Raw genomic sequence first — 26465 nt, 5'->3', positions numbered from 1 at the left:
CCATCTCTCCGAGCTAAAAACTAAAGATTGTAATCTTGTATCGCAAAAGTAGCATCCGCACATTGAGCGCATCTATCATCGTGAGTACACGCTATAACCAACACATCTTTTGAATAAGCAATTTTGTGTAAGAGTTCAGCAATTTTAATAGTATTGCTCTCATCTAACGCACCCGTAGGCTCATCTGCCAACAGAACCGTAGTTTCACGCGCAATTGCTCTCGCAATTGCAACACGTTGTTGCTCTCCCCCAGATAATTGTGATACTGGCATATTCACTACATGAGAAAGTTCTACAAGTTCGAGAAGTTCAAAAGCATTGTTACGCTCTGTTTGTGTTATTCGATAACCGAGAATTTCCCGTGCTAAAAGCACATTATCTACGGGACTTAATTACGGAACAAGCATATAATCTTGATAAATACGCGAGATGAATTGTCTTAATAATTTATCCCGTCGTAAGTCATTTATCGAAGTATCGTTGAAAAATATATTTCCCGATTGCATCTCTAGTTCACGCGATAATAACTTTAGTAAAGTCGTTTTTCCGGAACCACTTGGCCCCATTATGGCATACATATTTCCAGAATCGAATTGTTTATTAAGCCGTGAAAAAATTCTCCGTTCCTCTTTATGAGTTTGATAACTAAAATCTAGATTTTCTATCGTTATACGCATGTGCTCCACCTCTTGACAGTCCGTTGTGTGAGAATCGTATATTCGTAGATTCCCACACAACGTTTTATTTATTTCCAGACGCCAAAATCTACTCGAGCAGAACGTGGATATCCAGGTTGTACATTTGCTATCCATCTATCTGTTTGATGTCTTTTATTGTCTCGGAACCATCCACTATGACGATCAGGAGCACCTGCAATGTCAAGAGTAACCTGACCACCACTACCTTTATCGAATCGTTGACACTCACCTACACCAATGGTGCTACCTATATCATGACTCATCCATGCTGAGCATGACCCGCCCAAGGCTTGAGCAGATAGTGGTTGTAATAGGACAAAGAGCATGATGGTACAAACTATTGATATTAATGCTCCATATATTGCGTTACGCCTAATGCGTTGTTTTTTTCATCCATTTCTACTCCTTCATAGAAACTCTTGTACCGATGCCATTATCAGTACGGTACAATTTTATCTCTGTACTTCGTGAAAGATACTCGGCGTTTCTTCATTCGCCTGCAACTACTATCCTAGACACTATGCATATTGTACGAGTAGACTCCCTAGACGATTCACGTCTGAATGCTTATATAAATTTGACAGAGATTCAGCTGCGTAATCGTTTAGAGCCAGATGAAGGTATTTTCATTGCAGAAAGCCCGAAGGTGATTGACCGTGCGTTAGCCGCTCATCGAGAACCACTCTCCTTTCTTGTCGAGGAGCAATGGCTTGAAGGCATGTCTCAGACTTTCGAATACGTGGATAATCATTGGGGATCTGACATTCCGGTCTTCGTCGCATCCGAAGAATTACTCAAGAAGCTGACTGGCTATCGTCTTCATCGTGGTGCTATGTGTGCTATGAAACGTTGGGAACTACCAAGCGTGCAAGAACTATGTGGTGGACCTGATGTTAAGCGTGTAGCCGTTATGGAAAATATTGTAGATTTCACTAATGTAGGTGCTCTCATGCGTTCTGCTGCAGCACTTGGTATAGATGCTGTCCTTGCTACCCCATCGTGTTTAGACCCGTTGTATCGACGAGCGGTGCGCGTATCTATGGGAACCGTTTTCCAAGTACCATGGACACGTATTGGCGGAGATAATCGTAAAAATTGGCCAAATCCATCAATCAACGAACTTAAGGAACTAGGGTTTACTACAGTTGCGATGGCGCTTACTGATGATTCCATTTCTATGCAAGAACTCAGTGCGCGAATTCATAGTGATATTAACGACCCATCTCATATCGAAAAGGTAGCTCTCATTTTTGGCACTGAAGGCGATGGTCTAAGTCATCATACTCTTGCTGCTACTGATCTCACAGTAAAGATTCCTATGAGCCACGGCGTTGATAGCTTGAATGTGGCAGCATCAAGTGCTGTTGCGTTTTATGCCACGATGTAAGTTTCTTGTTCAAGAGATATAGAGGCTTTAAGAAGTTTACAGTTATACTTGTCTTGCTCAAACCACTACTATACGGACTGCTACCTATCAATCATTTTCGCCTTCCTAACGACAAAATATGAAGCATTAAATAATGCCTATCTCTCGCTAAGATCTCCAGCGTTAGTTGCGTAAAGCACCATGTTTAAGTAAAATTAGATTATTCGCCTATCAATGAACGATAGCCGAATACTAAGGCAACGTAGTCTTAGCACCCGTATAATTAGAGAGAATATGAGAGAAAATGAAACGTCAAAAATATATGTATCTAACGGCACTTATAATAGTGCTTCTCTCCACAGCACTTATATATGATCCCCTCGCATTTGCATCACAATCTGCACCTTCAGAAAGTAAACAACCTTGTCTCATAGAGAAAATATCAAAGAATAAAAAGCTTATCGCTACAACCGCTAATGTTTCTTTTAAGATAAAAACGATAGACGGTGTGGTTCAGCGTGCAGCGCTGCCCCTAACGCCATCCTTTCCAGAGACTATAAATATCCATCATTCCTCAGAAATTTTCCTTGATCTTTTACCGTGGAACGACTTTAATTTTACTGGTAATTTCAATGATTCCTCGGTGATTATTACCGATAAAGAAGACAAGCTTGTAGGCGTGATTGATTACGTATACGCGCAAAATTATGACGGTGAGCGTATTCGTGCAAACATAAAAGTTATCGATAATACTCTAGCAATTAAGTTCAATAAAGATATCTCAGGAGAAGTTCATCTCGAATATCTCAACGCAACAGGGAATGATAATTTATGGTTGCCCTCATACGACAGAGAGTCTTTCATTGACATTCCAAAGGACTATATTTATAACCCTCGAATATACGGAGGACTTCATGACTACTGCACGTGGTCACCTGATGAATTCAATGTACTGGGACAACGAGTAGACTTCCGAGGTCCATGTGCACGACATGATATGTGTTATGAGAAGAGCCACTGCCGATCAAGACGTTGTGATTCTATATTGCATGAGCATCTTAAGACGAATTGTAGGGTCCAACTAAACCCTCTAAATCCTTTGCGGGCAACTTGCCTTGCGACAGCTGAGGTTTACTTTACTGCAGTAGTGAGTTATCAAGAAGCAGATACAAAAACCCTATTCCGCGTTGTTACTAAGGATCCACAATGAAACTTATAATTTCTCATAAAATCCTGCAATTCATATCAAGTTTTGCAACTATATCTGTACTTATAACATGGAGCGAATGGATAGGACTTTGTATCATCATCAGGTATGCAAATCTTAATAGTACCCCAGAAAGCTATACTGTTGGCACTTATATGTGGGTTCTGTCAACACTCATCTTTTATTTTCTGTGCACCCTACTGTCAACTATATTCATGCTCAATGCTCAGTCTGTCAGTAGAACCATACGTATAGTTTATATAGTTCTCCTGTCCATACATTTCTGCGCTTTCTTAGGTTTTGTTGCCATTCATGATGTAGTAACAGCAATTCCGGTGGTTCAAGTAGGCGTATTCGTTATCAGCGCAGGCGCATTGCTCGTGCGAGGTATAGTCATACTCATTAAAGAAATACAACGGATAGTTCATAAAGATTAGAACATATCGCTATCCAATAATTGAAGACAATCTCATGAACAAAAAACTAACAGATATACTGTACCCAGCTGGAGCATTGCTATGTATGGTGGCATGTTGGGGTGGCTGCTTCATCATCACATCAATAGCATCTTCTACTCGTATAGTGTCAAGCGATAAAATGAATAGATACTTGGGGAAACTCATTATTCTTTCATACTGCTTTATTCTCGTATTTTTATCAGGAATACTGAAAAGTATTTCAAGAAAAGTGAACATCCTCAGGAAGATAGTATTTATACTGATGCTCGCTATCCAATACTGCGCTTATATGAGTATTATTGAGTATTATATTGATTCATTTTCCACTGATAAATAATGGGAGCTTGTGGAACCAATCTTACGTCCCACAAGCTCCCCAATGTATGCGAACTACATTGATAAAATCAGACTACTTCTCATGAATTGAGTAAGGTGTCTCATCCTTACCCTCTTCGATATAATCATCTTCTTCAACTACAGCACCAGTCAGTTTGCCGATTCCCTTTAATCCATGGAATACGATAAGGGCTGCGAAAGAGCCAATCGCGATACCGTTGAAGCTGACACCTTGGATAGCGAAGGTAAAGTTTGCGATACCGACAATCATCACGACTGCTGCTACCATCATGTTGACATTCTTGCCGAAGTCTACCTTGTTTTCGACCCAGATACGCACACCAAGCATGCCAATCATACCGTAGAGCAAAGTGGTTACGCCACCGAGTACACCAGCTGGAATGGTATTGATAATTGCACCAAACTTAGGGCAAAGGCTCAAGATTAATGCAAATCCTGCAGCGAACCAATAAGCCAATGTCGAGTACACCTTAGTTGCTGCCATCACACCAATATTTTCTGCATATGTCGTAGTACCAGACCCTCCACCGAGACCAGCAAAGATAGTGCCCAAACCATCAGCAAAGAGTGAGCGACCAATCTTATCGTCGTAATCACGACCGGTCATCAAAGAAACGGACTTTACGTGACCGATATTCTCTGCGATAAGTACGAGCACTACTGGCAAGAACATGAGCAGAATCGAGAAATCAGCTTGTGGAGCGTGGAACTTTGGAAGACCTACCCATGCTGCCTGCTCAACTGGCTTAAAATCAACTTGTCCACGAGCAATTGCATACACGTAACCGATAAGCACACCGATAAGAATATTCAAACGGCCAAGCATACCCTTGAACAAAACCGCTACAAGCATTACAGCAAGCAAAGTAACCAACGCAGTATCTGGAGCTACCTTGAAGTTGTTCCAAGCAGATGGAGCCAAATTAAAACCAATAATCGCGACAATTGCACCGTTGACCACTGGTGGCATAACTTTATCAATCCACTGTGCACCAGCAAAATGAACGATAACACCTACAAGCGCCAATGCGATACCCGTGCATAAAATACCGAAGCTCGCTACACCGAGACCCTTATGTGCAGTCGTTACAGCTGCAATTGGGGCTATAAAACCAAAAGAGCTACCCAGATAACTAGGTAGCGTATTGTTATTAATAAGAAGGAATAGAGCTGTGGAAAGCGCCGTGAAGAACAATGTGGTAGAAGGATCAAACCCTGTCAAAATTGGAACAAGGAATGTAGCTCCAAACATTGCAATAACATGCTGTGCACCAACACTAGCAGTACGTGCAATAGTAAGACGTTCTTCTGGCTCGATTACTTCTCCAGGTGCAATATTTTTACCGTCACCATGAAGTGTCCATGTGAAATTCAACGACATATTTTCTCTTTCTCTCGTGAAAAAACGTCCGTGGTAGGCTTAAACTTTTCAAGCTCCTCAGGACGTTTTAACTATATCGTTGAAACTTCATCATAATACATGCCATAGAATATTCATACATCATAATGTCACGCATCGTATCGCATCGCCACGTAGTTCATGGTTACATGCAGATATCTTCTCGCTGATATAGATCAACGATCTTTATCCACTATATTGATTGGCGATATTGATCGACGATACGTTTTGCGTTCACCAATGTCAGCCCTGCCCTTTCATGAACAAGCTTAATTGCTTGAACAGTTTCCCCACTACGAATTAAACGTATTTCCTCGCTCGTTAGTTCAACTTCGTCTGCCCTCTTCGGTGTGGGCTCACGATTTATATCTGTTTCCCCGTCCTTGTAGGCGTCAACAGCAAATTTAGCGGTCGCTAAATCAGTATCCAACCGTTCACGTACAAGCTTAATCGCCTGGAGAATTTGCCCTTGCTCTAGTAATTGAGCCTCTTCCTGAGTAAGTTCAACAGGATAATCATCCATATTGAGGTGAACAGTATGAGGATTTGGATTTTCGTTGTTGGAAACTACATATGTCCGGGAATAACTTTTATCGCTCGATTGTGCATTATGAGAAATACTCGTATCAGTGTTACGTTGATATTCCTTTTGTTCAAGAGAAGCATCATCAGAATTACGACGCCCGAAAATCCAATCGAGAAATCCCATTTATACTCCTTATTTGTGCACTCAAAACGAAATGTTTATGCGTATGCACGAGGCAAATTATTGAGATTAAACCCAAGAGCTGCAAGCTGTGCAGCACCATCTTCCGTAATCATATCAACATTCCATGCAGGTGTCCATGTCCAGTCCACTCGGAATTCCTCTACAAGTCCCGCGAGAACAGTTGCACACTCATCCTCAATCAAATCAGTGAGAGGGCATGCTGGAGTAGTTAATGTCATGGTCAAAATTGCTCGACCTAGATGGTCAATTTCAATTCCATAAACCAAACCTAGATCTACCACATCTACCCCGAGTTCAGGGTCCATCACTTGATGAAGAGCTTCTTTTACGTCTTGAGCCGTGACACGACCAATTTCATCTACGAAAGTCAATGTAATACCTTCAAATTCCTGTGTATTCGCATTATCTGCCATAGCTGAATTCTCCTTGGCTTGTGCCTTTTTATACGATTCTTCTAGCATACTCGCAGAAGTTGGATTTTGTGCAATTTGATGAGCTAATTGAGGATCATCTATAGCACGAGAAACTGCGTCAAGGATGCTACCAGATGGCTGTGGTACGAGATTATCTTGTGCCATGTTTTTTACTTTCCTACCTGAGTGAGTGCTAAAGCAGCTGAATCCTTGAGACCTTCCCATCCCAAAAGTGCGCATTTAATTCGCATTGGGTACTTCGATACACCCTGGAATACTATGGCATCATCTAGCAACTCTTCTGCTTGTTCATCGTCGAGACCATGTCCACGAGATTCCATAAGCTGCTTAAATGTGCGGGAAAGTTCCATTGCTTCTTCAAGCGTTTTTCCGTGCACTAAATCGTACATAATGGACAAACTTGCCTGTGAAATAGAGCATCCCTGACCATCCCATATGAGTTTTTCGATGCGTACCGGTTCACCGTTGCTACCATCAGAAAGTTCCACTCGCACTGTTACTTCGTCACCACATGTAGGGTTGAATTGATGAGACTGCGCGCTAACACAATATTCATGGTTTGCACTAAGCGTCGTCGTAGCACCAGCGGATGATTCATCAGATTCAGCAGCAGCTGTTGTAATATCCGCAGAGAATTTCTCTTTGCCATGAGGAGATTTAGATGCTTCTAAGATAACTTCTTGATACATCTGTTCCAATTCAGCATCGCTCATACCATCAAACATTCATAGCTCCTACTTATCGCTCTCAATCTAATGTTTAGATTGTACCCATTAACGATGAAAGAATCCATATACGTCCGCTACTGCCGAACACAAGCGTTGAATTTCTTCGCTCGTATTATAAATCCCTAGTGAAACACGATTTGATGCATAGTAACCAAAGTGTCGATGAACAGGTTGTGCACAATGATGCCCCACACGGATAGCAATTCCTCGAGAATCAATAAATTGCCCTACATCATGCGGATGCACATCATCGATTTCAAAGGCCACTGTGCCAATACGATCCTGTGATGATAATGGTCCAAGAATTTTTACATGTTCGATATCAGCTAGCTTAAGAAGCTCCGGAACAAGAATCTGCTCATGTGCTTCAATATTGTCAAGACCTATATTCATCATCCACTGAGCAGCTACTCCTGCAGCCACTACCTGAGCCACAGGCTGTGTACCGGCTTCAAATTTCGCTGGAGGAGCCATGTATTGAGCTGGCTTATCCATCCATGCAAGCTCAACCATAGATCCGCCAAAATTCATCGGCGGCAGTTTCTCAAGCATGTCGCGTTTACCATACATAAAACCCACGCCTGTAGGTCCGTACATTTTGTGAGCGCTAAATACTGCAAAGTCCACATCTAAATCGTGGAAATTAACAGCTAGATGAGGAACGCTCTGGCAAGCATCAAGAACAACTACTGCCCCTACCTCTCGAGCTCTTGTCACGATTGCAGGAACATTCGTAATTGCGCCCGTAACATTGGACACATGCGTAAAAGCAACAATCTTTGTGCGATGTGTAATAACAGACTCAAGATAAGCTTTATCCGAAATAATACGACCTTGATCATCTAAATCGAGTGCCTTAAGCACAGCGCCCGTGCGTCGGCATAATTCCTGAAAAGACAGTAAGACAGAATGATGTTCAGCACGAGAGACGACTACTTCGTCTCCCCTGTGTAACGCAAACGGCTCAATCCCGTCGAAAGATGCATGGTCGAACGCATTAGCAAGCATATTAAGCCCAGCAGTTGCCCCACCAGTAACAACGATTTCATCATCTCCATCGCCATAGTGCGCACCTACAAGTTGAGCAACAGAATATCTGCCCTGCTCGTAAGCTTCAGTGCTCAATGCAGCAAGCTCATGAGCACCACGATGAACACCAGCATTGATAGTCGAGTAAAATTGAGATTCGGCATCGATTACAGTTTGTGGCTTCTGTGCTGTTGCTCCTGAATCAAGATAGGCCAATGGATATCCATGAATTTCCTGATCAAGAATAGGAAACTCAGCACGTATCTTTTCAATATCAACCATGCCTGTCATGTACGAAACCTCTCGATGTTTATCTTATAATTCTTCTACAGATACATATACACAATTACTATAAACACAATCGGCGATACAACCCGTCAGAGTAAAATATTCTCTCAAAGCGCATCGCCGATTAAATAAGCTTAGAAATTATCTTAACTACATTCTTAAGATAGATTAAGCTTGTGCTGACTCAGTAGCTCCTTCTGGAAGATACTTATCGTAACCATTTTCTTCCAAATAATCTGCCAACTCTGGTCCAGCAGTCTCAACAATATGTCCATCGGCAAAGACATGAACAATATCTGGCTTGATGTACTTAAGGATACGCGTGTAATGGGTAACCATCATAATTCCAAGACCCGTATTGGCTTTCGCACGATTAACACCTTCAGAAACGATGCGCAATGCATCCACATCCAACCCAGAATCAGTTTCGTCAAGAATAGCAAACTTTGGCTTAAGCAGTTCGAGCTGCAATACCTCCGCACGCTTCTTCTCACCACCAGAAAAACCCTCATTGACTGAACGGGTAGCGAATTTCGGATCCATTCGCAAATTCTTCATCGCAGCAGTAAGATCTTTCGTCCATTGACGAATAGCAGGAGCCTCCCCATCCACAGCGGTCTTCGCAGTGCGCAGGAAGTTAGTCATAGGGACACCTGGCACTTCAACCGGATACTGCATTGCGAGGAATAATCCTGCCTGTGCACGCTCATCAGGAGTCATCGTCAAGATATCAACTCCGTCGAGCAATACTTCACCCGAGTCAACTTCGTACTTTGGATGACCAGCTAAGGTATATGCGAGTGTTGATTTTCCAGAACCATTAGGTCCCATAATTGCATGAGTTTCATTGGAGTTAATAGTTAGGTTAACTCCCTTAAGGATCTGCTTGCGTCCTTCATTTGTTTCCACTGATGCGTGGAGATCTTTGATTTCGATAACGGACATGATTACCTTTCAAGACGTGCGTTGACTGTGTTCATCAAGTGCTCTGAAATTGCAGGAATATCAATCTGCTCGATTAATTCGTTAAAGAATCCGGCAACGACAAGCTTTTGCGCTTCCTTCTCAGGAATTCCTCGACTCATCAAATAGAAGAGTTCTTCGTCATCAAAACGACCGACAGAGCTTGCGTGACCAGCGCCGACGATATTACCATTTTCAATTTCAAGATTTGGCTCAGAATCAGCGATGGCTCCTGGAACCAAAATGAGATTACGATTAAGCTCATAGGAGTCAGTTCCTGGTGCAGTTGGCTCGATAAGCGCATTACCAACCCATGTAGAATGTGCTCCTTGACCTGACAACGCGCCTTTATAAATTACGCGAGATTTGCACTCTGGATGGTTATGAACAACCATCGTACGATGCTCAATGTGTTCACCTGGCTCAGCAAAATAGATACCAAGCATATTGACTTCACCTTGCTCACCACCAAAGTCTTGATCCATACGAATGCGAACGACTTGACCGCCAAGTGTAACTACGTTATGTCGAAGAGATGCCCCTTTACCCACGTGGATGCGGTGATTTCCGACATGCTTTGATGTATCAGACCATTCATGGATGAAAGTAGTTGATACTTGTGAGAAGTCACCCGTAGAAATTTCAACACCCTCAGCCAATCGAGCATCACCTTCATGCTCAACAACTACATGCGCATGTACTAAAGCGTCAGTAGTGATTACTAGATGAAGAGCATCCAAATCAAAGCTTGAACTTGAAACCTTAATGAGTATAGGTGTCTTGCAATCTTGAGCAATATGCACATGCATAGCTGTCTTAAAACTTTGCCATTCAACCGCTGACACACGATCATTTGGTAGAGAGACAGTACCAACGGGCGCTTGACCCTTATCAACTGCTCGCAATGTCACGCTCTCAGGTACATCGCTTCCATCAATCATAGAAAGCTCTACACGAATCTGTTGAGCTGGATTGAAGATCTCAGTAAATTCAGTGATTCGGTCGATAGGCGTAAAGCGCCAATCTTCCTGATTCTTAGCAGGGATAGCAAAATCGTTGACGTCGAAAGATCGTGGATTACGGTCAGCGCTCGAAGGCATTGCTGCCGGAATCGCATACGGATTATTCGGATCTGCTACAGGAATACTAATTTCTTTACGAGCTACCATTAGCCTACCGATCCTTCCATCTGCAGTTCAACGAGTCGGTTCAATTCCAGTGCGTATTCCATAGGAAGCTCACGTGAAATCGGCTCGACAAAACCGCGAACAATCATGCCCATTGCTTCCTTTTCTTCGATACCGCGGCTCATCAGGTAGAAAAGCTGATCTTCGGAAACCTTCGACACTGTCGCCTCATGAGCCATTGAGACATCATCTTCACGCACATCAACATGAGGATACGTGTCAGATCTCGAAAAATCGTCAACCAATAATGCATCACAAACGACGTTCGAGCTTGACCCCTCTGCTCCATCAATAATCTTGACTAGACCACGATAAGCAGAACGTCCTCCCCCACGAGATATAGACTTCGCCACGATAGTTGAGCTTGTGTGTGGAGCAAGATGAATCATCTTAGCACCGGTATCTTGGTACTGGCCTTTACCAGCAAATCCTAGCGACATAGTTTCAGCTTTTGCATATGGCTCAGCTAAAATGCACGCAGGATACTTCATAGTAGCCTTTGAGCCGATGTTTCCATCAACCCATTCCATGGTTCCACCTTCACGCACGTAAGCACGTTGGGTAACCAAATTGTATACGTTATTCGACCAATTCTGAACAGTTGTATAACGTACCCGTGCATGCTTTTCAACGATAATTTCAACAATTGCTGCATGTAATGAGTCTTCAGAATAAATCGGAGCTGTGCATCCTTCTACATAATGAACGTATGAACCTTCATCAGCAATAATCAAAGTGCGTTCAAACTGGCCCATCGCTGGCGTATTAATACGGAAATATGCTTGCAACGGAATATCTACGTGCACACCCTTTGGAACGTATACAAAAGAACCACCAGACCATGCGGCTGTATTTAATGCACCAAATTTATTATCTTCAGGTGAGACAACAGTGCCAAAGTACTTCTTAACGAGCTCAGGATAATCACGCACTGCTGTATCAGTATCGACGAAGATAACGCCTTGCTCTTTAAGATCATCACGAATCGAGTTATAAATAACCTCTGACTCATACTGAGCAGCGACACCTGAGACGAGACGATTCTTTTCAGCTTCAGGAATGCCTAAACGATCATAGGTATTACGTATGTCGTCAGGAAGTTCTTCCCATGTCTTAGCTTGCTTATCAATTGGCTTGACATAGTATTTAAAATCATCAGCGTCAAAACCTGATAAATCCACGCCCCACTGAGGCATTGGCTTCTCAACAAAAGCTTTATATCCCCGCAAACGCATATCAAGCATCCATTGCGGTTCGCCTTTATCTGCAGAAATCTCACGAACTACGTTTTCATCGATTCCTTTTTTAGCGGCCTTTCCCGCTTCATCGGAATCATGCCAACCATAGTTGTACTCGCCAAATTGCGAAATTAATTCATCATCTTGATGTAATTTTTCTTCATTAACACCACCTCGGGCATCAATGTATTTATTCATTTCAACATCTTCGTTTGGCACGGCTCACCTCCCGAAATTCTTTCTCATTTCGTTTAACGTTTTCTTTACAGTTCCATTGTAGAAAGCTATGTGATAACTCTCTATCAGCAAAGTTAAAAAGCGTTGGAGATGTGAGTATATTCACACCTCCAACGCTTTAATACACATCTAGTTTTTCTTCTGTAGGCAGTAGCTTGTCATATAAGTAGATTTACTCATGTCAAGCATAAATGCGCATACTCTACAGCTATGCAGCATGCTTACGATCTACTGCTGCCTTAACCAAGCCTTCAAACAATGGATGTGGCTTCGTTGGGCGGCTCTTAAACTCTGGATGTGCCTGCGTACCGATGTAGAACGGATGAACTTCACGTGGAAGCTCAACAAATTCAGCAAGTTGTCCATCTGGACTTGATCCGCAGATAGATAATCCAGCAGCTTCAAGTTCCGGCTTTACAGCAACAGCTACTTCATAACGATGACGGTGGCGTTCTGTTACCTTTGTCGTGCCATAAAGATCTGCTGCTAATGACTTCTCTTTGAGTATCGCTGGATACGAGCCCAAACGCATGGTATGTCCCATATCACCGTTACCAGAAACGATATCCTTCTGCTCCTCCATCGTCGCAATAACTGGATGAGTAGTCTCTTCGCCAAATTCAGAAGAGTTTGCATCTTCATAGCCCAAGACGTTACGAGCGTATTCGATAACCATAGATTGCATACCAAGGCAGATACCCAACGCAGGAAGCTTATGCTCACGTGCATATCGCAAAGCATTAATCTTGCCCTCGATACCGCGAATGCCGAATCCTCCAGGAATGACAATTCCATCAAGGTGACCGAGATAACGCTGTGCACCTTCATCAGTTTCACAATTATCCGCTGATATCCACTCAATCTTTGCGCGAACGTGATTACCGAATCCTCCTGCTTTAATTGCTTCAGTCACAGACAAATAAGCATCCGGCAAATCGATATACTTTCCAACGATACCGATAGTTACTTCATCCTTTGGATGATGGACACGATCAAGCAAATCTTCCCATTCAGCCCAATCGACATCACCGCATGAAAGCTCAAGATGCTGGACAACGTAAGTATCTAAGCCCTCAGAGTGAAGCATAGTTGGAATTTCGTAAATGCTTGGTACATCAACACAGTTAACTACTGCATTTTCTGATACGTCGCACATCAGGGAAATCTTATCCTTAATTCCTTGGTTGAGCGGACGATCAGAACGCAAAACTAGCGCATCTGGACGAATACCGAGCTGGCGCAGCATCATCACAGAATGCTGAGTTGGCTTAGTCTTCAATTCATGTGCAGAAGCAATCCAAGGGACAAGTGATACATGAACGAACATGCAGTTTGTAGCACCGAGCTCGTAACGAACCTCACGAGCAGCTTCCAAGAATGGTTGGGACTCGATATCGCCGACAGTACCACCAATTTCAGTAATAATGACATCAACATCATCACTTGCTTGTGAACGCATGCGTTCTTTAATCTCATTTGTGATATGAGGAATGACCTGAACGCACTGTCCGAGGTACTCACCTGCACGCTCTTTGCGAAGAACATTTGCATAAATCTGTCCAGTGGTCACATTTGCACTTTGGCTCAGTGGAACGTCCAAGAAGCGCTCATAGTGTCCGATGTCCAAATCGGTTTCAGCACCGTCTTCAGTAACATATACTTCACCGTGCTGGAATGGATTCATCGTGCCAGGATCGACGTTGATATATGGATCAAGTTTCTGCTGAAGAACTCGCAATCCACGGCTTCGAAGAAGTCGTCCAAGAGAAGAAGCGGTAAGACCTTTACCAAGAGAAGAAACAACTCCACCAGTGACAAAAATGTGCTTGGTGATATGTTCAGAATTATTGCCATGTTCATTAACCATGGAATTTAAGTGTATCAGTTTCGCATGACGAATTACGCTGAATTAACACACACTAGTGTACAGTCCACAAACTGATATACGCGTGATATACGCTGCCTTTTATAATATCAACTTATGCCACAAGTATTAAAGAAACCTGTTAGCCTTACTGAGCTCTTCTATGACTTAGTTTTTGTATATGCTGTCTCTCAAATTACCGAGGTCTTTGAACCTCTACGCGAAAATGAAGTTACGGGGACAACATTACTTCTATATATTGCCGTATTTATCGGTTTTATTAGCTCGTGGAATATTCAAACAGTATATTTTAACCGTTTCGGTGAGCATAATTTTAAAGATATTATTTCTATGACTGTGCTGCAAATGCCAATTTTGCTTTTTATGGCTCAGCATGCGCATGCTCAATCATACGAAGATTTCCAACTCTTTGGATACGGTCTTTTCGCTTTATCTCTCGTTGATGTAGCCCAATATGTATGGATTGCTATAGAACGGAGAGGCACTGATGATGCTCGTGAGAGTATGGTTTTCATTCTTATGCTCTCCGGACGCAGCATTAGCATTCTTGTGGGAGCTATCGTTGGTGGATTTAATGGACTTGCAATAGTTGCCGCCGCATGTGTTTTGTATCTTTTGGCTCCGATACTTTCTCGCCATGCGATGTCTGTTCCTTTGAACGGCCCTCATCTTATAGAACGTTTGCAATTGCTGACGATTATTACTTTGGGCGAACTTATTGTGGGACAAGCGCAATATTTCAGTTCTCCAAATATTTTTTCTTTAATAAGTTTCATCGTTATAGTGAATCTTTTTATGTTCTATATCGTTGAATTTGACCACATGATTGATGAAAACCGCGCGGACCGCCAGATTACATGGATGATTTACTATCATTATCTCATTTGGTTTGGCATTAATCTTGTTACCGTTGCGTATGATTTTATCGACTTGGAACATTCTATAATGATGAACGCAATATTTACCTTAGGCCTTGCTTTATTTTATCTCGGGGTTCTCGTTCATACGCGTTTTAATAAAGACTCTCATCGACCTTCGATCAAAGAATTCTTGCCTCTTGCCATTATTCTTATTGTAGGACTTTCAGTATCATGTTTATTCCTCGATAATTACTTTATTCACATCTCTATTGTTTTGGCTGTTACTTTCCTTGCACAGTTATTATTTATCCGTTTCAATCTTTCGCGACGTCAAAGTCAACCAAGCAAAATTGAAGAAGAATAATTAATTGTGTGGCGCTGAATTTCGAATCATTCAGCGCCACACTTCAATTTAAGATAATATTTACACATTCGTTTTCTCTAAATGATCTCTATGAACAATATACGTGTAATAGATCACCACGAGTAGTAGTGAAACGGATATAACACTCATCGTAAAATCGCCGATATAACGCTCACATAAAGATGCACTAAGAGCTCCTATAACGAAACTGACAACAACGATGGTGTAGTTAATCGCTTGACGCTTAGTATCACCATCCTTTTTCCCCTCAAGAGAGTAGTGATACCACGCTCCTAGCATTTTTCTATAATTTCCAGAAGTCATCATGTATGTAACAGCATGGTTTTCGATATGAACGCCTGTAAATGTGAGCATAAGTAGCCCTGTACCCCAGCCTAAAATAGGCACCCATATAAATGCATTATGCGATACTAAAGGAAGAATAGCACCGGATATAACTGTAGGTAAGATCAAATAAGTTCGCCAGTATGCGGTACGCGCATGAGCTTTGAAATAAATACCACTTACAAATCCCACTGAGAAAAATACTATCGAAAGCAACTTTATAACAGTATCATACAGGTTATCTGGCTTAAGATCGGCGATGAGAAGGACGATATTACCCGTTTGAGTCGCAAGCAAAGCGTGGAAGCGAATGTGACAAAAGACATCTAATGCACCACCAAAAAATCCCATGCAAATTGCGGCAAAACGGGTATCTTGAGGCATTATCTGTTTGTCCCCCACAAGTATCGTTCCTCTCTAATTATTCAATTGAGCATCTAATGTATCAACCATCTCATCCGTAGTATCCCAACTGGTTACCATGCGAACAATGTATTTTCCATTACGTGGTGGTTCCCATAACGATACAGTTGCTACAGTGGTAAGTAGCTCGTACTGAGATTTATCCATGACAAAAAATTGTTGATTCGTAGGACTGACTATATACGACTCAAAACCATGCTTATTCATGACATTGACCACCCGTTGAGCCATCATATTAGCGCGTGTACCAATCTTTGTATAGAGATTATCAGTGAAAAGAGCATTGAATTGTACTCCAACTACTCTCCCCTGAGCAAGAAGCGCACCATGCTGCTTAATCTGCGTGATGAAATGTTTAGGTTCTAATGTCTTACCATCTAATCTTTGGGTAAAAACTATCGCTTCGCCTAAAAGTGCGCCTAATTTAGTGCCGCCGGTATAGAAAACATCAGCGATTTGTGCAAGTTCTGGAAGTGAAATATGCTCGGTCTGAGCACCCAGCGCGTATCCTAAGCGAGCTCCGTCTATGAATAAGGTCATGGAAAATTCCTCGCAAATACGACGGATTTCTATTAGTTCTTCTCTACTATAAAGCGTTCCAAATTCAGAAGGATAGCTCAAATACACCATTCCTGGGAAGACCATATGGTCATGATTAGGGTCATCATAAAACATACTCACGTAGTTGCGAATATCGTCAGCTCGTGCCAGCCCATCATAACTTGGTACAGTAAGCACCTTGTGTCCGCTAAATTCAATCGCCCCTGCTTCATGAACACTGACATGACCAGTTTGTGCTGCAATCACACCTTGCCACGCTTCAAGCATTGTATCGATGACAATTTGATTCGTCTGGGTTCCACCAGATACGAGATACACACCAGCATTCGGCTGTTCTATAGCTTCTCTAATTTTCTCTCGAGCTAATACAGTGTATTCATCATCGCCATAACCATTGAGAGCGGCCCCATTTGTTTCCACGAGTGCCTGTAATACGTCAGGATGAGCTCCAGCATGGTAGTCATTATGAAATGCGAGCATGGAATTAGTCCTCCACTATATGGTTAATAGCGTCAATGGCAAGCTTGTATCCCCAAAATCCCATTCCGGTAATGGTGCCTGTCGCGATAGGAGAAATTACGGAATATTTTCGGAAAGATTCTCGTGAGGCAGGATTTGAGATATGAACTTCAATTAATGGGATACCTTCATCCGTTACCTGGGCAGCAGCATCTGCTAAACCGTAAGAATAGTGTGTGAAAGCAGCCGGGTTAAGCACGATAGGGGTTTTCTCGTCAACTGCTTGATGCATCCAACGGATAACTTCTGCTTCATCATCGCTTTGGCGAACTTCGACATCCATGCCAAGCTCAGATCCCCATTGAGAGCATGCAATCCGCAAGTCTTCTAAAGTTTCAGAACCATAAATTTCCGGTTCGCGTACTCCTAATCTACCTAAATTTGGACCATTAACTACAACAATTTTAGTAATTTCACTACGTTTCATTTTTCCCAATTCCTTAATACTATCGCCCAATACGATGAAGCGCCTCCAGCACGCTGTCTTCACTAGGATCTTCAAGACGTCGCGCGTGACCTATCTCATCTACCACAACGAACCTGAGCATATTACCTCGTGCCTTCTTATCACGATGCATGATATGCAAAACTTCTTGCTCATCGTATGCAGACCATGAAATTGGCAATCCAACGGATGAAATAATATCTCGCGTATATTCTACAAATTTATCATCAACAATATTATGAATATTCGCTAGCTCAGCTGCAAACACCATCCCTACAGCAACTGCCTCACCATGTCGCCAACTAAAATGTTCCATTTTCTCTATTGCATGACCAAGTGTATGACCATAGTTAAGAAACTCTCGAAGTCCTTTTTCTCTCAAATCTTCGCTTACATGACGTTCTTTAACCCGCACACTTCTACTAATAAGCTCCGTGATTACCGTCATCTCTTCATCAGAAATCTGGCTTGGGTCGATATTTCTCAACATGTCAGCATTATCTTCAATAATACGTAGAATCTGTGGATCTGAAATAAAGCCTGCTTTAATGACTTCTCCCAGTCCCTCTATAAAAATTCGTTGATCAAGGGTACGCAATGTATCGATATCTGCTAGGACAGCTAATGGAGTATAGAAACTTCCCACAAGATTCTTCCCGGCATCTGTGTTAATACCTGTTTTGCCACCTGTGGATGCATCTACCATGGCGAGTAGCGATGTAGGACAGTTAATATAAGGAATTCCACGTAACCATGTCGCGGCTATAAAACCAGCAAGATCTGTGGCCGCTCCTCCTCCTAATCCGACGATCGCATCAGAACGAGTAAAACCAATTTCTCCCAGTTGATTCCACACGCGTGCAGCGACTGACATCGTTTTGCCTTGCTCCGCATCTGGGATAACTATCTCGGTGACGTCATATCCAGCACGTCTTAAAATTGCACGCGCCTTATCGCTATGTCTTTGGACACGAGTGGAATGAATTAATGCTACCCGAACTGTATCCTCTCCCAGTATTTCTGGAAGGTGTTTCATAGTCGATGTACCAATGCGAACATCGTATTCAGGTGTTGCTCCGCTAACATGAATAACATGCTCATTTAATAAATCAATCACTGTATTCGCTGCCTGTCGAGGGGTTTTACCATGAGTTGGCATAATGTACGTAGCCAAATCCATGTACGTCGCATGCCTTTTATCGTATAAATCCATCCACACTTTTTCAGGATTATGTGCAAGAAGCGGACGACTTCCCGAGCGAGTAGCATGCTCAATTGCCTCGTCGGCATTCGCATTGAGATAAACTACATGACCGCCATACCTAGCATACTTACGTAAGTTTTCTTGAGTCTGTGGGTCCATTGGCGCACCACCGCCTAATGATAGGACTCCATCAAAAGTGATTTTCTCGCTGCTCATCGAACTTACAGAATTATGTGTATGGTCCTCAAAGTTAGTATCGGTAGGCACAATCAATTCTGCTATAGTTTCTCGCTCTATGCGACGAAAGGTACTTTCACCGCGTTGAGAAAAAATTTCGGATACCGACATATTTTCATGCTGCTCAATGATTTCGTCAGAATCATAGAACTTAGCACGCATCAAAGTTGCTATTTCTTTTCCGATGCGCGTTTTACCCGAGCCCGGCATTCCGATAAATACGACTTGTGGGATACGTGCCATAAAATATCTCAATCCTTTCAAAGAATACGTTTATTTGAGGTATTCCGGCCAGCTTGCCACATACGACTCAATATTTCTGCGGGTTTCTTCTACGCTATCCCCGCCGAATTTCTCGAGAACATATTGAGCTAATGTCAGACGTACCATAGCTTCCGCTACAACAGCAGCAGCTGGGACAGCGGTCGCATCAGAGCGCTGATGAATAGCAGTCGCTTCTTCACCTGTGAGAACATTCACTGTGCGAAGCGCACGAGGAAGTGAAGATATCGGCTTCATCGCAGCTCGAACGCGAATTGGCTCACCATTTGACATTGAACCTTCAATTCCGCCAGCTCTATTTGTAGCGCGATGAATGCGTCCATTTTCTCGTACAATTTCATCATGTGCTTCAGACCCCAAACGATCCGCTTCTTTGAAACCGTCACCGATTTCAACTCCCTTAATAGCCTGAATCCCCATGAGTGCTGAAGCAAGAGCTGCATCGAGTCGACGATCTGACTCTACATATGTGCCTACGCCTGCTGGAACATTATATGCAATGACTTCTATAACACCACCTAAAGTATTACCAGATTTCTTAGCTTCATCTATACGGGTTTTCATACGTTCTTCAGCTTCTACATCCAAAGTTCGTGTAGCTGAAGAATCAAGCGCTTCAACATCGAGAGGTGTAGGAAGAGCGTAATCGTCATGAACATATTCTCCACCTATCGATATGACATGAGACACTGTTTCTATTCCTGCTACCTGTTGCAAGAAATTCGCAGCTACCTGTCCGAGCGCAACTCGTGATGCTGTTTCTCGTGCAGAAGAGCGTTCTAGGACTGGACGCGCATCATTAAAACCATATTTACGCATACCTGTAAGGTCTGCATGTCCTGGACGAGGATTGCTCAATGGCGCATTACGACCAGTCTGAGATAATTCAACATCCTCAGCTAAAGGATCTGAGCTCATAACTTCTGTCCACTTTGGCCACTCAGTATTGCCAATTTCAATGGCAATTGGCGACCCCAGTGTGCGTCCGTGACGAACTCCTGTCAGCACTCGTACGACATCTTGTTCGAATTTCATACGTGCACCTCGACCATATCCAAGTCGTCTGCGTGCAAGAGCGTTCTTGATTTCGTCGCTTGTAATTGATACTCCGCTTGGTAATCCTTCAATCATCGCCACGAGCGCTTCACCGTGTGATTCACCTGCTGTTTGCCAACGTAACATTTTCTGAGCTCCCCATGCGCATTTTCACATCGAAATGTTAATTTCGTGAGAGTTTTGCTTGTAATTGATTTCTATGCTATATCTTACGAAATGGGCTACCTTTTATATGCCATTTATGTGCTTCCCTGTCTGATTGGTGGACTACTCGTCACAATTACAGACATAAAATCTCGCGTCGTTCCGCGGATTATCCTCATATACAGTGGTATTGCACAAATTCTGGAATTTAGTGTATTAATACTGATCAGGACTTTTGATATCCGCCTTCTCGGATTCGCGTTCGTGCTCTTTATAATTTCAGGATGCGTTCAATTCGCATTTTATCATTTATCACATCATGCGTTAGCCTTTGGGGACGTAACTGCAACTGCCTTACTATCCTTATGTCTTGCTCCGTTAGCTATAACACATAATCTTTTTGAGTTGATAACGCTGTGGTGGTTACTTATGGGTATTGTCGGTTTATGTGAACTTTCGTATACGCGATTAATAAAACGGGAACGAAGTATTGCCTTCGTTCCCGCCATATATATTTCTTTAATTCTAACTGTTCTGATTGTATATCAGCTTAGTTAGCAGCCTCCCATTGCTGGTACTCTTGTGCATATTGTTGGAATTCATCTTCGTTATCGGTGAATTTAGTTTCTCCAGTATCCAAATTCACTGTAACGAAGTACAGCCAATTTCCTTCCTCCGGCGACAAAACTGCCTGAATAGCATTATCACCTGGGTTATTAATTGGTGTAGGTGGCAATCCTGCATGAATTCGGTCATTGTATGCATTTGAAGAATCTTGCAATTGGCTTACAGTAAGTTCACGCGCATTTATACCAAGACCATACGCGATAACACTATCCATACCCAATGGCATATTTATCGCTAAGCGATTTTCAATTACGCGCGCAACTTTACCGTAGTATTCGGCTTTATTAACTTCACCTTCAACTATCGAAGCCTTATTGAGTACAGTCTCATATAGATCATCACTTACGCCAAGATCCTTAAGCTTAGCAATGCGTTTTTCAACCATCGCGCTAATAATCTCGCTAGCAGATTTAGCGCTTTTAACATTGTAAGTTCCTGGCTCAAACCATCCTTCAAAATTGCCTTGCGCTGCTGACGGCAAAATTCCATCGCCACCATTTGAAACTATTGCATCAAATTCAGATGAGCTAATTCCCGACAGCTCGGCAGCTTGAGCAAGAACCGCTGACACTCTTTCTCCAGGTTTAACGACTAATGAACCGGTAATTTTAGAAGGATCAGTAATAATAGCAACAACGTCTGCAGCTGCCATCTTCTTCTTTAATTCGAATGATCCGGCTTGTAGCTTATTTGCTGCTTGAGCGGTTTCAACAGCTTGTGTAAATGCACCTGTACTTCGCACAATATCTTCTTTTACTAGATTTTGTGCTATCGCATCAGTTCCTTGCCCCTGTTCCACAGTAAATATAACGCTTCCCTCACCCGGACCTGGATAATCTAGTGAAGTACTTGACTTAGAGGAGTTCGCAATATTTGCATTCCTTAACCCGCGCATTACAGCATATCCACCAAAACCGATTCCGATAATGAGGACGCACACTAGGATGCTTATGATTATGCGACGTCTTTTTTGTTGCTTTAGTTTTTTCTTACGCTCACGCACTTCACGCCGTCTTACTGGCGGCAATGGCGGCGCAGTCTCGTCATCATGCACTTTAATATCCGCATCAACTTGGCTCAGTGACACGTGTTCATCGTGATTATGTTCAGCTTCTTTGTCGAACATATCAAATAAGTCATTATTCTCAGTCATTATTCTTCTTGGCCGATCTTTTTATGGTCATCTAATGCAGATTGTAGCAAAATTACAGCAGCTTGACTATCAATTACAGAACGATGCTGCTTCATCGACAATCCAGCATCAAGTAATTGGTTATGGGCTGCAACTGAGCTCAGTCTTTCATCCTGAAGCTTCACGGTTACATTATCCATAGCATATTGTTGAAGCTTTTTCTCCAATGCCCCAGCCCATCGCCTTGCCTTTTTTGCGCTCTTTCCCTCACTTCCATCAAGCTGAAGTGGGTATCCGACAATGACATGCGAAATATTTTTGTCTTCAATAATGGCGATGACATCCTCAAGAGCATAAAAGTAATCACCGCTGACAGAAATATACTCTTGCGGATATGCCAAGAGCAAATCTGGGTCACTCAAAGCTATTCCAACTCGAGCGTTTCCCAGATCTACTCCTAACCATATCTGACTCTGTGTCAAGCTAAAGCTCCACTACCTTGAAAGAACAGAATCACGAAGATTGAGCAATGCTGCATCAATCTTGCTTGCATCTTGTCCGCCACCTTGAGCAAAGTCTGGCTTGCCACCGCCGCCACCGCCAAGCATCTTCGATGCTTCGCGAACGAGGTCACCTGCTTTAAGTCCCTTCTCGCGGGCAGCATCATTAAGAGCAACAATGATTACTGGTGTGCCAGAATCTCCAATTCCAGAAAGCGCGACTACAGCCGGTTTATCCTGGGAAAGCTGACCGCGTATATCCATTACAGCAGTACGCAATGCGTCAGCAGTGCCAAACTGCCCTACGTTCGCTGTAACCACTGCAATGTCGTCATTTGTCTGTCGAGCTTGTTCCACAAGCTGTGGAATTTGCGACTTAAGCTGTGACTCATACAGTGAAGCAAGTTTACGATCAGATTCCTTCAACTTCTCCATCAATCCAGCAATACGATCAGCTAGTTCATCAGGACGAGCATGCATAACATCAGAGAGTTGAGAGACTAAAGCGTGCTCGCGTGCGTGGAATTCGTACGCCTTCTCGCCTACGACTGCATCGACACGGCGTACACCAGTTCCGACAGATGCTTCACTCATGACTGTAATTGCACCGATTTTACCCACATGGTCGATATGAGTTCCACCACACAATTCACGGCTCCACCCGTCTTCACCAATTGTAACTACACGTACGATATCACCGTACTTTTCACCGAAGAGATGCATTGCACCTAATGCAATTGCATCGTCAAACTTCATCTCTTGAGTAGTAACAGCCAAATTATCGCGAAGCTTTTCATTGACTCGAGCTTCAACTGCGTTCATCGCTTGCTCAGAAGGAGCAGAAGCCCACTGGAAATCGAAGCGTAAGCGGTTTGGAGCATCCTCAGAACCACGCTGGGTAGCTTGCGGTCCGAGTTCCTCGCGCAATGCCTTGTGAACCATGTGAGTTGCTGTGTGCGAACGCGCAATTGCACCACGACGTTCCACATCAATCGATGCAGTTACTGCACTATCAACAGTTAAAGTACCTTCTACGAGTCGGCACTGATGCACAATAAGATCCTTAATAGGTTTTTGTACATCATCCACTTCGAGTACAGCACCATCATCGGAAAGGATTTCTCCCTGATCAGCCAACTGTCCGCCGGCTTGAGCATAGAATGGGGTACGGTCGAGGATAACTTCTACCGTTGCTGGAGCAGTTACTGCTGGAACAGAACCCTTCCCCTCCTGTACGATGCCCAATACTCGAGCTCTTGCTGACATGTCAGTGTAGCCAAGGAAGTCAATCGGTGCTTCCAAAGATTTCTTGACATCGTCATAAACGCTCAAATCAACGTTTCCACGTTTCTTCAATGCATCAGCACGTGCGCGTGCTTTCTGTTCAGCCATCAATGAGCGGAAAGCATCTTCATCTACTTGAACGCCCTGCTCAGACGCCATTTCAAGAGTAAGCTCAATTGGGAATCCATATGTATCATGAAGAGCAAAAGCGTCTTCACCAGAAACAGCAGTTCCCTGTTCCTTTGCTTTGTTTACTGCAACGTCCAAGATGCTAGTGCCGTTATCGAGAGTGCGACGGAATGCATCTTCCTCTCCGTATGCTGCTGTTTCAATATCGCCAAATGTGGTATCAAGCTCTGGATAGCTTGCACGCATCACTGACTTAGATACCGGCATCAGATGTGGAAGAACCTCTTCCTGCACGCCAAGCATCTTCATCGAGCGCATCGTACGACGCAGCAAACGACGTAACACGTAACCGCGTCCTTCGTTAGATGGACGTACACCATCACTCATAATCATCAAAGCAGAACGCACATGGTCAGCAACTACTCGGAAGCGAACATCATCATCTTCCTTCTCACCATATTTCAAGCCAGAAAGTTTCTCAGCTGCCTCAATAACAGGATACATTTCATCTGTTTCGTAGATGTTTTCCTTGCCCTGAAGCAAATACGCTACACGCTCTAGTCCCATACCTGTATCGATATTCTTGTTAGCTAGCTCGCCAACAATATGCAGGTCTGTCTTCGATTTAACGTTATCAACTTCATAATTTTCGAAAACCAAATCCCAAATTTCGGTATATCGATTTTCGTCTGCGATAGGTCCGCCCTCTTTACCATACTGCGGACCACGATCTACATAGATTTCAGAGCAAGGACCGCCAGGACCAGGACCACCCATAGTCCAGAAGTTGTCTTCCATCCCCATGATTTGCATGTGCTCTGGATCCATACCTTCATTGCGCCAGATAGCACGTGCTTCATCATCATCCGTAAAAGTGGTAACCCACAGCTTTTCCTTGTCAAAGCCGTAACCACCTTGGTCTTGAGGGGTTGTGAGTAATTCCCATGCATAATGGATTGCTTCTTCCTTAAAGTAATCTCCAAAGGAGAAATTACCCAGCATCTGGAAGAAAGTACCATGACGAGTAGTTTTTCCTACTTCATCAATGTCTAAAGTACGAACGCACTTTTGATTACTCGTAATACGTGAACGAGGAGGAGTTTGTTCGCCAAGCAAATATGGCACGAATGGAACCATACCTGCGATAGTAAAAAGAGTTGTGGGGTTTGGAGAAATCAATGAAGCAGAAGGTACTACAAGATGTCCATGTTTCTCAAAATAACCAGTATAACGTTGTGCAATTTCTGATGTACGCATAAAAGCGTGAACTCCTTGAATGTGTTGTCTAAGTACTAAGTCTAAGTACTAAGTCTATGTACTGAGTCAATGGTGGATATAGCTTAACAATCCTGTGACGTTAACTTCTAACGCTTTCCATATTTCTCGGCATATGTTGTATTCATTTCAGTTTCTTTTTCTGCGCGGTATTTATTGAAGTCTTCAAGCAAAGACCCCAAAGTACGCAGTGTCACATTATCTTGATCCGGCCCCAGCACGAACTCTCGAGCCATTCTAGGCGTATGCGCACGCACATACGCTTGTGCTTTACTCGCGATAACCAGTCCCGTGGCCAGCCCTACAAGGAACCAGAAGATTCTCTTAAACATCTATTCCCCTATTCCTTAGAAGAGCTCGCGGAAGACGTATGTACATTCTCAGAAGACTCGGAATGTGCCTCAGACTCGGCTGACTTTCCATCGCTCTTGCCCACAAAATCTTTTACGGTTTTCTGAGCCGCATAGACAGCAGAAGCAATCTTAATAACTGGCTTGCCTAGCACAGCACCATATAAATCTGTGAGCGCCCCAATATTATTCGCCGTTGTAGAGGCAGCTGAAGAAATATCGTTAACATCTTCCAATGACTGATTAACTTTCTTCACAGTCGTTACACTCTCATCAAGTGCTGGAATCGCATGGTCACCAGTATCCTTAACTGTTTGAGCAATCTGATCAAACAGTTTACCTAAACGAATAAGTGGATAAATGAGGAAGCCTGCAAGAATAGCAAATACAATTGCCGCAATAAAGCTTGCTACCTGTCCAAGATCCATCGCGCGTCTCCTTGGTCATAGTGATTCGATTACCGTCATCAAATCATAGTGATCGCCATAATGACATTCTTTGAACTAGGCTACCACTAGGCGTAG

The 26465-nt window shown here is 43.1% G+C and carries 23 protein-coding genes and 1 pseudogene; 3 read left to right on the top strand and 21 right to left on the bottom strand.

From position 1 onward, the window contains the following. Nucleotides 1-20 precede the first annotated feature (20 nt). Together EJ419_RS08415 and EJ419_RS00290 are read right to left on the bottom strand one after the other, a co-directional pair. Nucleotides 21-677, bottom strand: a pseudogene (locus tag EJ419_RS08415) (ATP-binding cassette domain-containing protein). 68 nt (nt 678-745) lie between these two features. Further along, nucleotides 746-1024 (bottom strand): hypothetical protein, encoded by a 279-nt coding sequence (locus EJ419_RS00290; RefSeq protein ID WP_131282926.1) that lies wholly within the window; start codon nt 1022-1024, stop codon nt 746-748. Between the two features lie 194 nt (nt 1025-1218). On the opposite strand from EJ419_RS00290, the gene EJ419_RS00285 reads away from it, so the two are divergent. Together EJ419_RS00285 and EJ419_RS00280 are read left to right on the top strand one after the other, a co-directional pair. Next, on the top strand, nt 1219-2085 hold the full coding sequence (locus EJ419_RS00285; RefSeq protein WP_131282925.1) for a TrmH family RNA methyltransferase: 867 nt from the start codon (nt 1219-1221) through the stop codon (nt 2083-2085). A gap of 487 nt (nt 2086-2572) precedes the next feature. Next, nucleotides 2573-3274 (top strand): hypothetical protein, encoded by a 702-nt coding sequence (locus EJ419_RS00280; protein WP_131282924.1) that lies wholly within the window; start codon nt 2573-2575, stop codon nt 3272-3274. A gap of 864 nt (nt 3275-4138) precedes the next feature. Here the strand turns inward: EJ419_RS00280 and EJ419_RS00275 are convergent. From EJ419_RS00275 to EJ419_RS00235, 9 genes are all read right to left on the bottom strand, one after another. Then, nucleotides 4139-5467 carry a uracil-xanthine permease family protein gene (locus EJ419_RS00275; protein ID WP_131282923.1) on the bottom strand — a complete coding sequence of 443 codons (1329 nt, stop codon included), beginning with the start codon at nt 5465-5467 and terminating at the stop codon, nt 4139-4141. Nucleotides 5468-5678: 211 nt separating this feature from the next. Then, nucleotides 5679-6194, bottom strand: coding sequence for a hypothetical protein (locus EJ419_RS00270; RefSeq protein WP_131282922.1), 516 nt, complete (start codon nt 6192-6194; stop codon nt 5679-5681). Between the two features lie 35 nt (nt 6195-6229). Next, the gene (locus tag EJ419_RS00265) at nt 6230-6628 is read right to left on the bottom strand and encodes a metal-sulfur cluster assembly factor (RefSeq protein WP_420836901.1); all 399 of its coding nucleotides are present in this window, start codon (nt 6626-6628) and stop codon (nt 6230-6232) included. A gap of 170 nt (nt 6629-6798) precedes the next feature. Further along, a complete protein-coding gene (gene sufU, locus EJ419_RS00260; protein ID WP_131282921.1) occupies nt 6799-7374 on the bottom strand; it encodes a Fe-S cluster assembly sulfur transfer protein SufU in 576 nt (191 codons plus the stop codon). A gap of 48 nt (nt 7375-7422) precedes the next feature. Continuing rightward, a complete protein-coding gene (locus EJ419_RS00255; RefSeq protein ID WP_131282946.1) occupies nt 7423-8688 on the bottom strand; it encodes a SufS family cysteine desulfurase in 1266 nt (421 codons plus the stop codon). 174 nt (nt 8689-8862) lie between these two features. Beyond that, on the bottom strand, nt 8863-9639 hold the full coding sequence (gene sufC / locus EJ419_RS00250) for a Fe-S cluster assembly ATPase SufC (RefSeq protein ID WP_131282920.1): 777 nt from the start codon (nt 9637-9639) through the stop codon (nt 8863-8865). Nucleotides 9640-9641: 2 nt separating this feature from the next. Further along, nucleotides 9642-10826 carry a Fe-S cluster assembly protein SufD gene (gene sufD / locus EJ419_RS00245; RefSeq protein WP_131282919.1) on the bottom strand — a complete coding sequence of 395 codons (1185 nt, stop codon included), beginning with the start codon at nt 10824-10826 and terminating at the stop codon, nt 9642-9644. Continuing rightward, a complete protein-coding gene (gene sufB / locus EJ419_RS00240) occupies nt 10826-12280 on the bottom strand; it encodes a Fe-S cluster assembly protein SufB (RefSeq protein WP_131282945.1) in 1455 nt (484 codons plus the stop codon). The genes sufD and sufB overlap by 1 nt, the downstream gene beginning before the upstream one ends. A 247-nt stretch (nt 12281-12527) precedes the next feature. Then, nucleotides 12528-14186, bottom strand: coding sequence for a CTP synthase (locus tag EJ419_RS00235; RefSeq protein ID WP_131282918.1), 1659 nt, complete (start codon nt 14184-14186; stop codon nt 12528-12530). Nucleotides 14187-14300: 114 nt separating this feature from the next. Between EJ419_RS00235 and EJ419_RS00230 the strand changes: the two genes are divergently transcribed. After that, nucleotides 14301-15428 (top strand): low temperature requirement protein A, encoded by a 1128-nt coding sequence (locus tag EJ419_RS00230; RefSeq protein WP_131282917.1) that lies wholly within the window; start codon nt 14301-14303, stop codon nt 15426-15428. Nucleotides 15429-15488: 60 nt separating this feature from the next. On the opposite strand, the gene EJ419_RS00225 is transcribed toward EJ419_RS00230, so the two are convergent. The 10 genes from EJ419_RS00225 to EJ419_RS00180 all read right to left on the bottom strand — a co-directional run bounded on the left by EJ419_RS00225 (nt 15489) and on the right by EJ419_RS00180 (nt 26369). Beyond that, nucleotides 15489-16157, bottom strand: coding sequence for a DUF1275 family protein (locus tag EJ419_RS00225; RefSeq protein WP_131282916.1), 669 nt, complete (start codon nt 16155-16157; stop codon nt 15489-15491). Between the two features lie 33 nt (nt 16158-16190). Next, the gene (locus EJ419_RS00220) at nt 16191-17237 is read right to left on the bottom strand and encodes a threonine aldolase family protein (RefSeq protein ID WP_131282915.1); all 1047 of its coding nucleotides are present in this window, start codon (nt 17235-17237) and stop codon (nt 16191-16193) included. 4 nt (nt 17238-17241) lie between these two features. Further along, nucleotides 17242-17688 (bottom strand): type II 3-dehydroquinate dehydratase, encoded by a 447-nt coding sequence (aroQ, locus tag EJ419_RS00215; RefSeq protein ID WP_131282944.1) that lies wholly within the window; start codon nt 17686-17688, stop codon nt 17242-17244. A 34-nt stretch (nt 17689-17722) separates the two neighbouring features. Further along, entirely contained in the window at nt 17723-19405 is a 1683-nt protein-coding gene (locus EJ419_RS00210) for a bifunctional shikimate kinase/3-dehydroquinate synthase (RefSeq protein WP_131282914.1), read from the bottom strand. Between the two features lie 30 nt (nt 19406-19435). After that, a complete protein-coding gene (aroC, locus tag EJ419_RS00205; RefSeq protein ID WP_131282913.1) occupies nt 19436-20626 on the bottom strand; it encodes a chorismate synthase in 1191 nt (396 codons plus the stop codon). Between the two features lie 568 nt (nt 20627-21194). Further along, entirely contained in the window at nt 21195-22424 is a 1230-nt protein-coding gene (mltG, locus tag EJ419_RS00200; RefSeq protein WP_131282912.1) for an endolytic transglycosylase MltG, read from the bottom strand. Continuing rightward, nucleotides 22424-22885 (bottom strand): Holliday junction resolvase RuvX, encoded by a 462-nt coding sequence (gene ruvX, locus EJ419_RS00195; protein WP_131282911.1) that lies wholly within the window; start codon nt 22883-22885, stop codon nt 22424-22426. The genes mltG and ruvX overlap by 1 nt, the downstream gene beginning before the upstream one ends. A 12-nt stretch (nt 22886-22897) precedes the next feature. After that, complete coding sequence (gene alaS, locus EJ419_RS00190) at nt 22898-25573, bottom strand: alanine--tRNA ligase (protein WP_131282910.1); 2676 nt, start codon at nt 25571-25573, stop codon at nt 22898-22900. 107 nt (nt 25574-25680) lie between these two features. After that, complete coding sequence (locus tag EJ419_RS00185; RefSeq protein ID WP_131282909.1) at nt 25681-25923, bottom strand: hypothetical protein; 243 nt, start codon at nt 25921-25923, stop codon at nt 25681-25683. An 8-nt stretch (nt 25924-25931) separates the two neighbouring features. Beyond that, nucleotides 25932-26369 carry a DUF948 domain-containing protein gene (locus EJ419_RS00180; RefSeq protein WP_131282908.1) on the bottom strand — a complete coding sequence of 146 codons (438 nt, stop codon included), beginning with the start codon at nt 26367-26369 and terminating at the stop codon, nt 25932-25934. Nucleotides 26370-26465 lie beyond the last annotated feature (96 nt).

Origin of the sequence: Alloscardovia theropitheci (genome assembly GCF_004332295.1) — a bacterium.
Lineage (GTDB): Bacteria > Actinomycetota > Actinomycetes > Actinomycetales > Bifidobacteriaceae > Alloscardovia > Alloscardovia theropitheci.
This window is presented reverse-complemented; position numbering and strand designations above follow the sequence as displayed.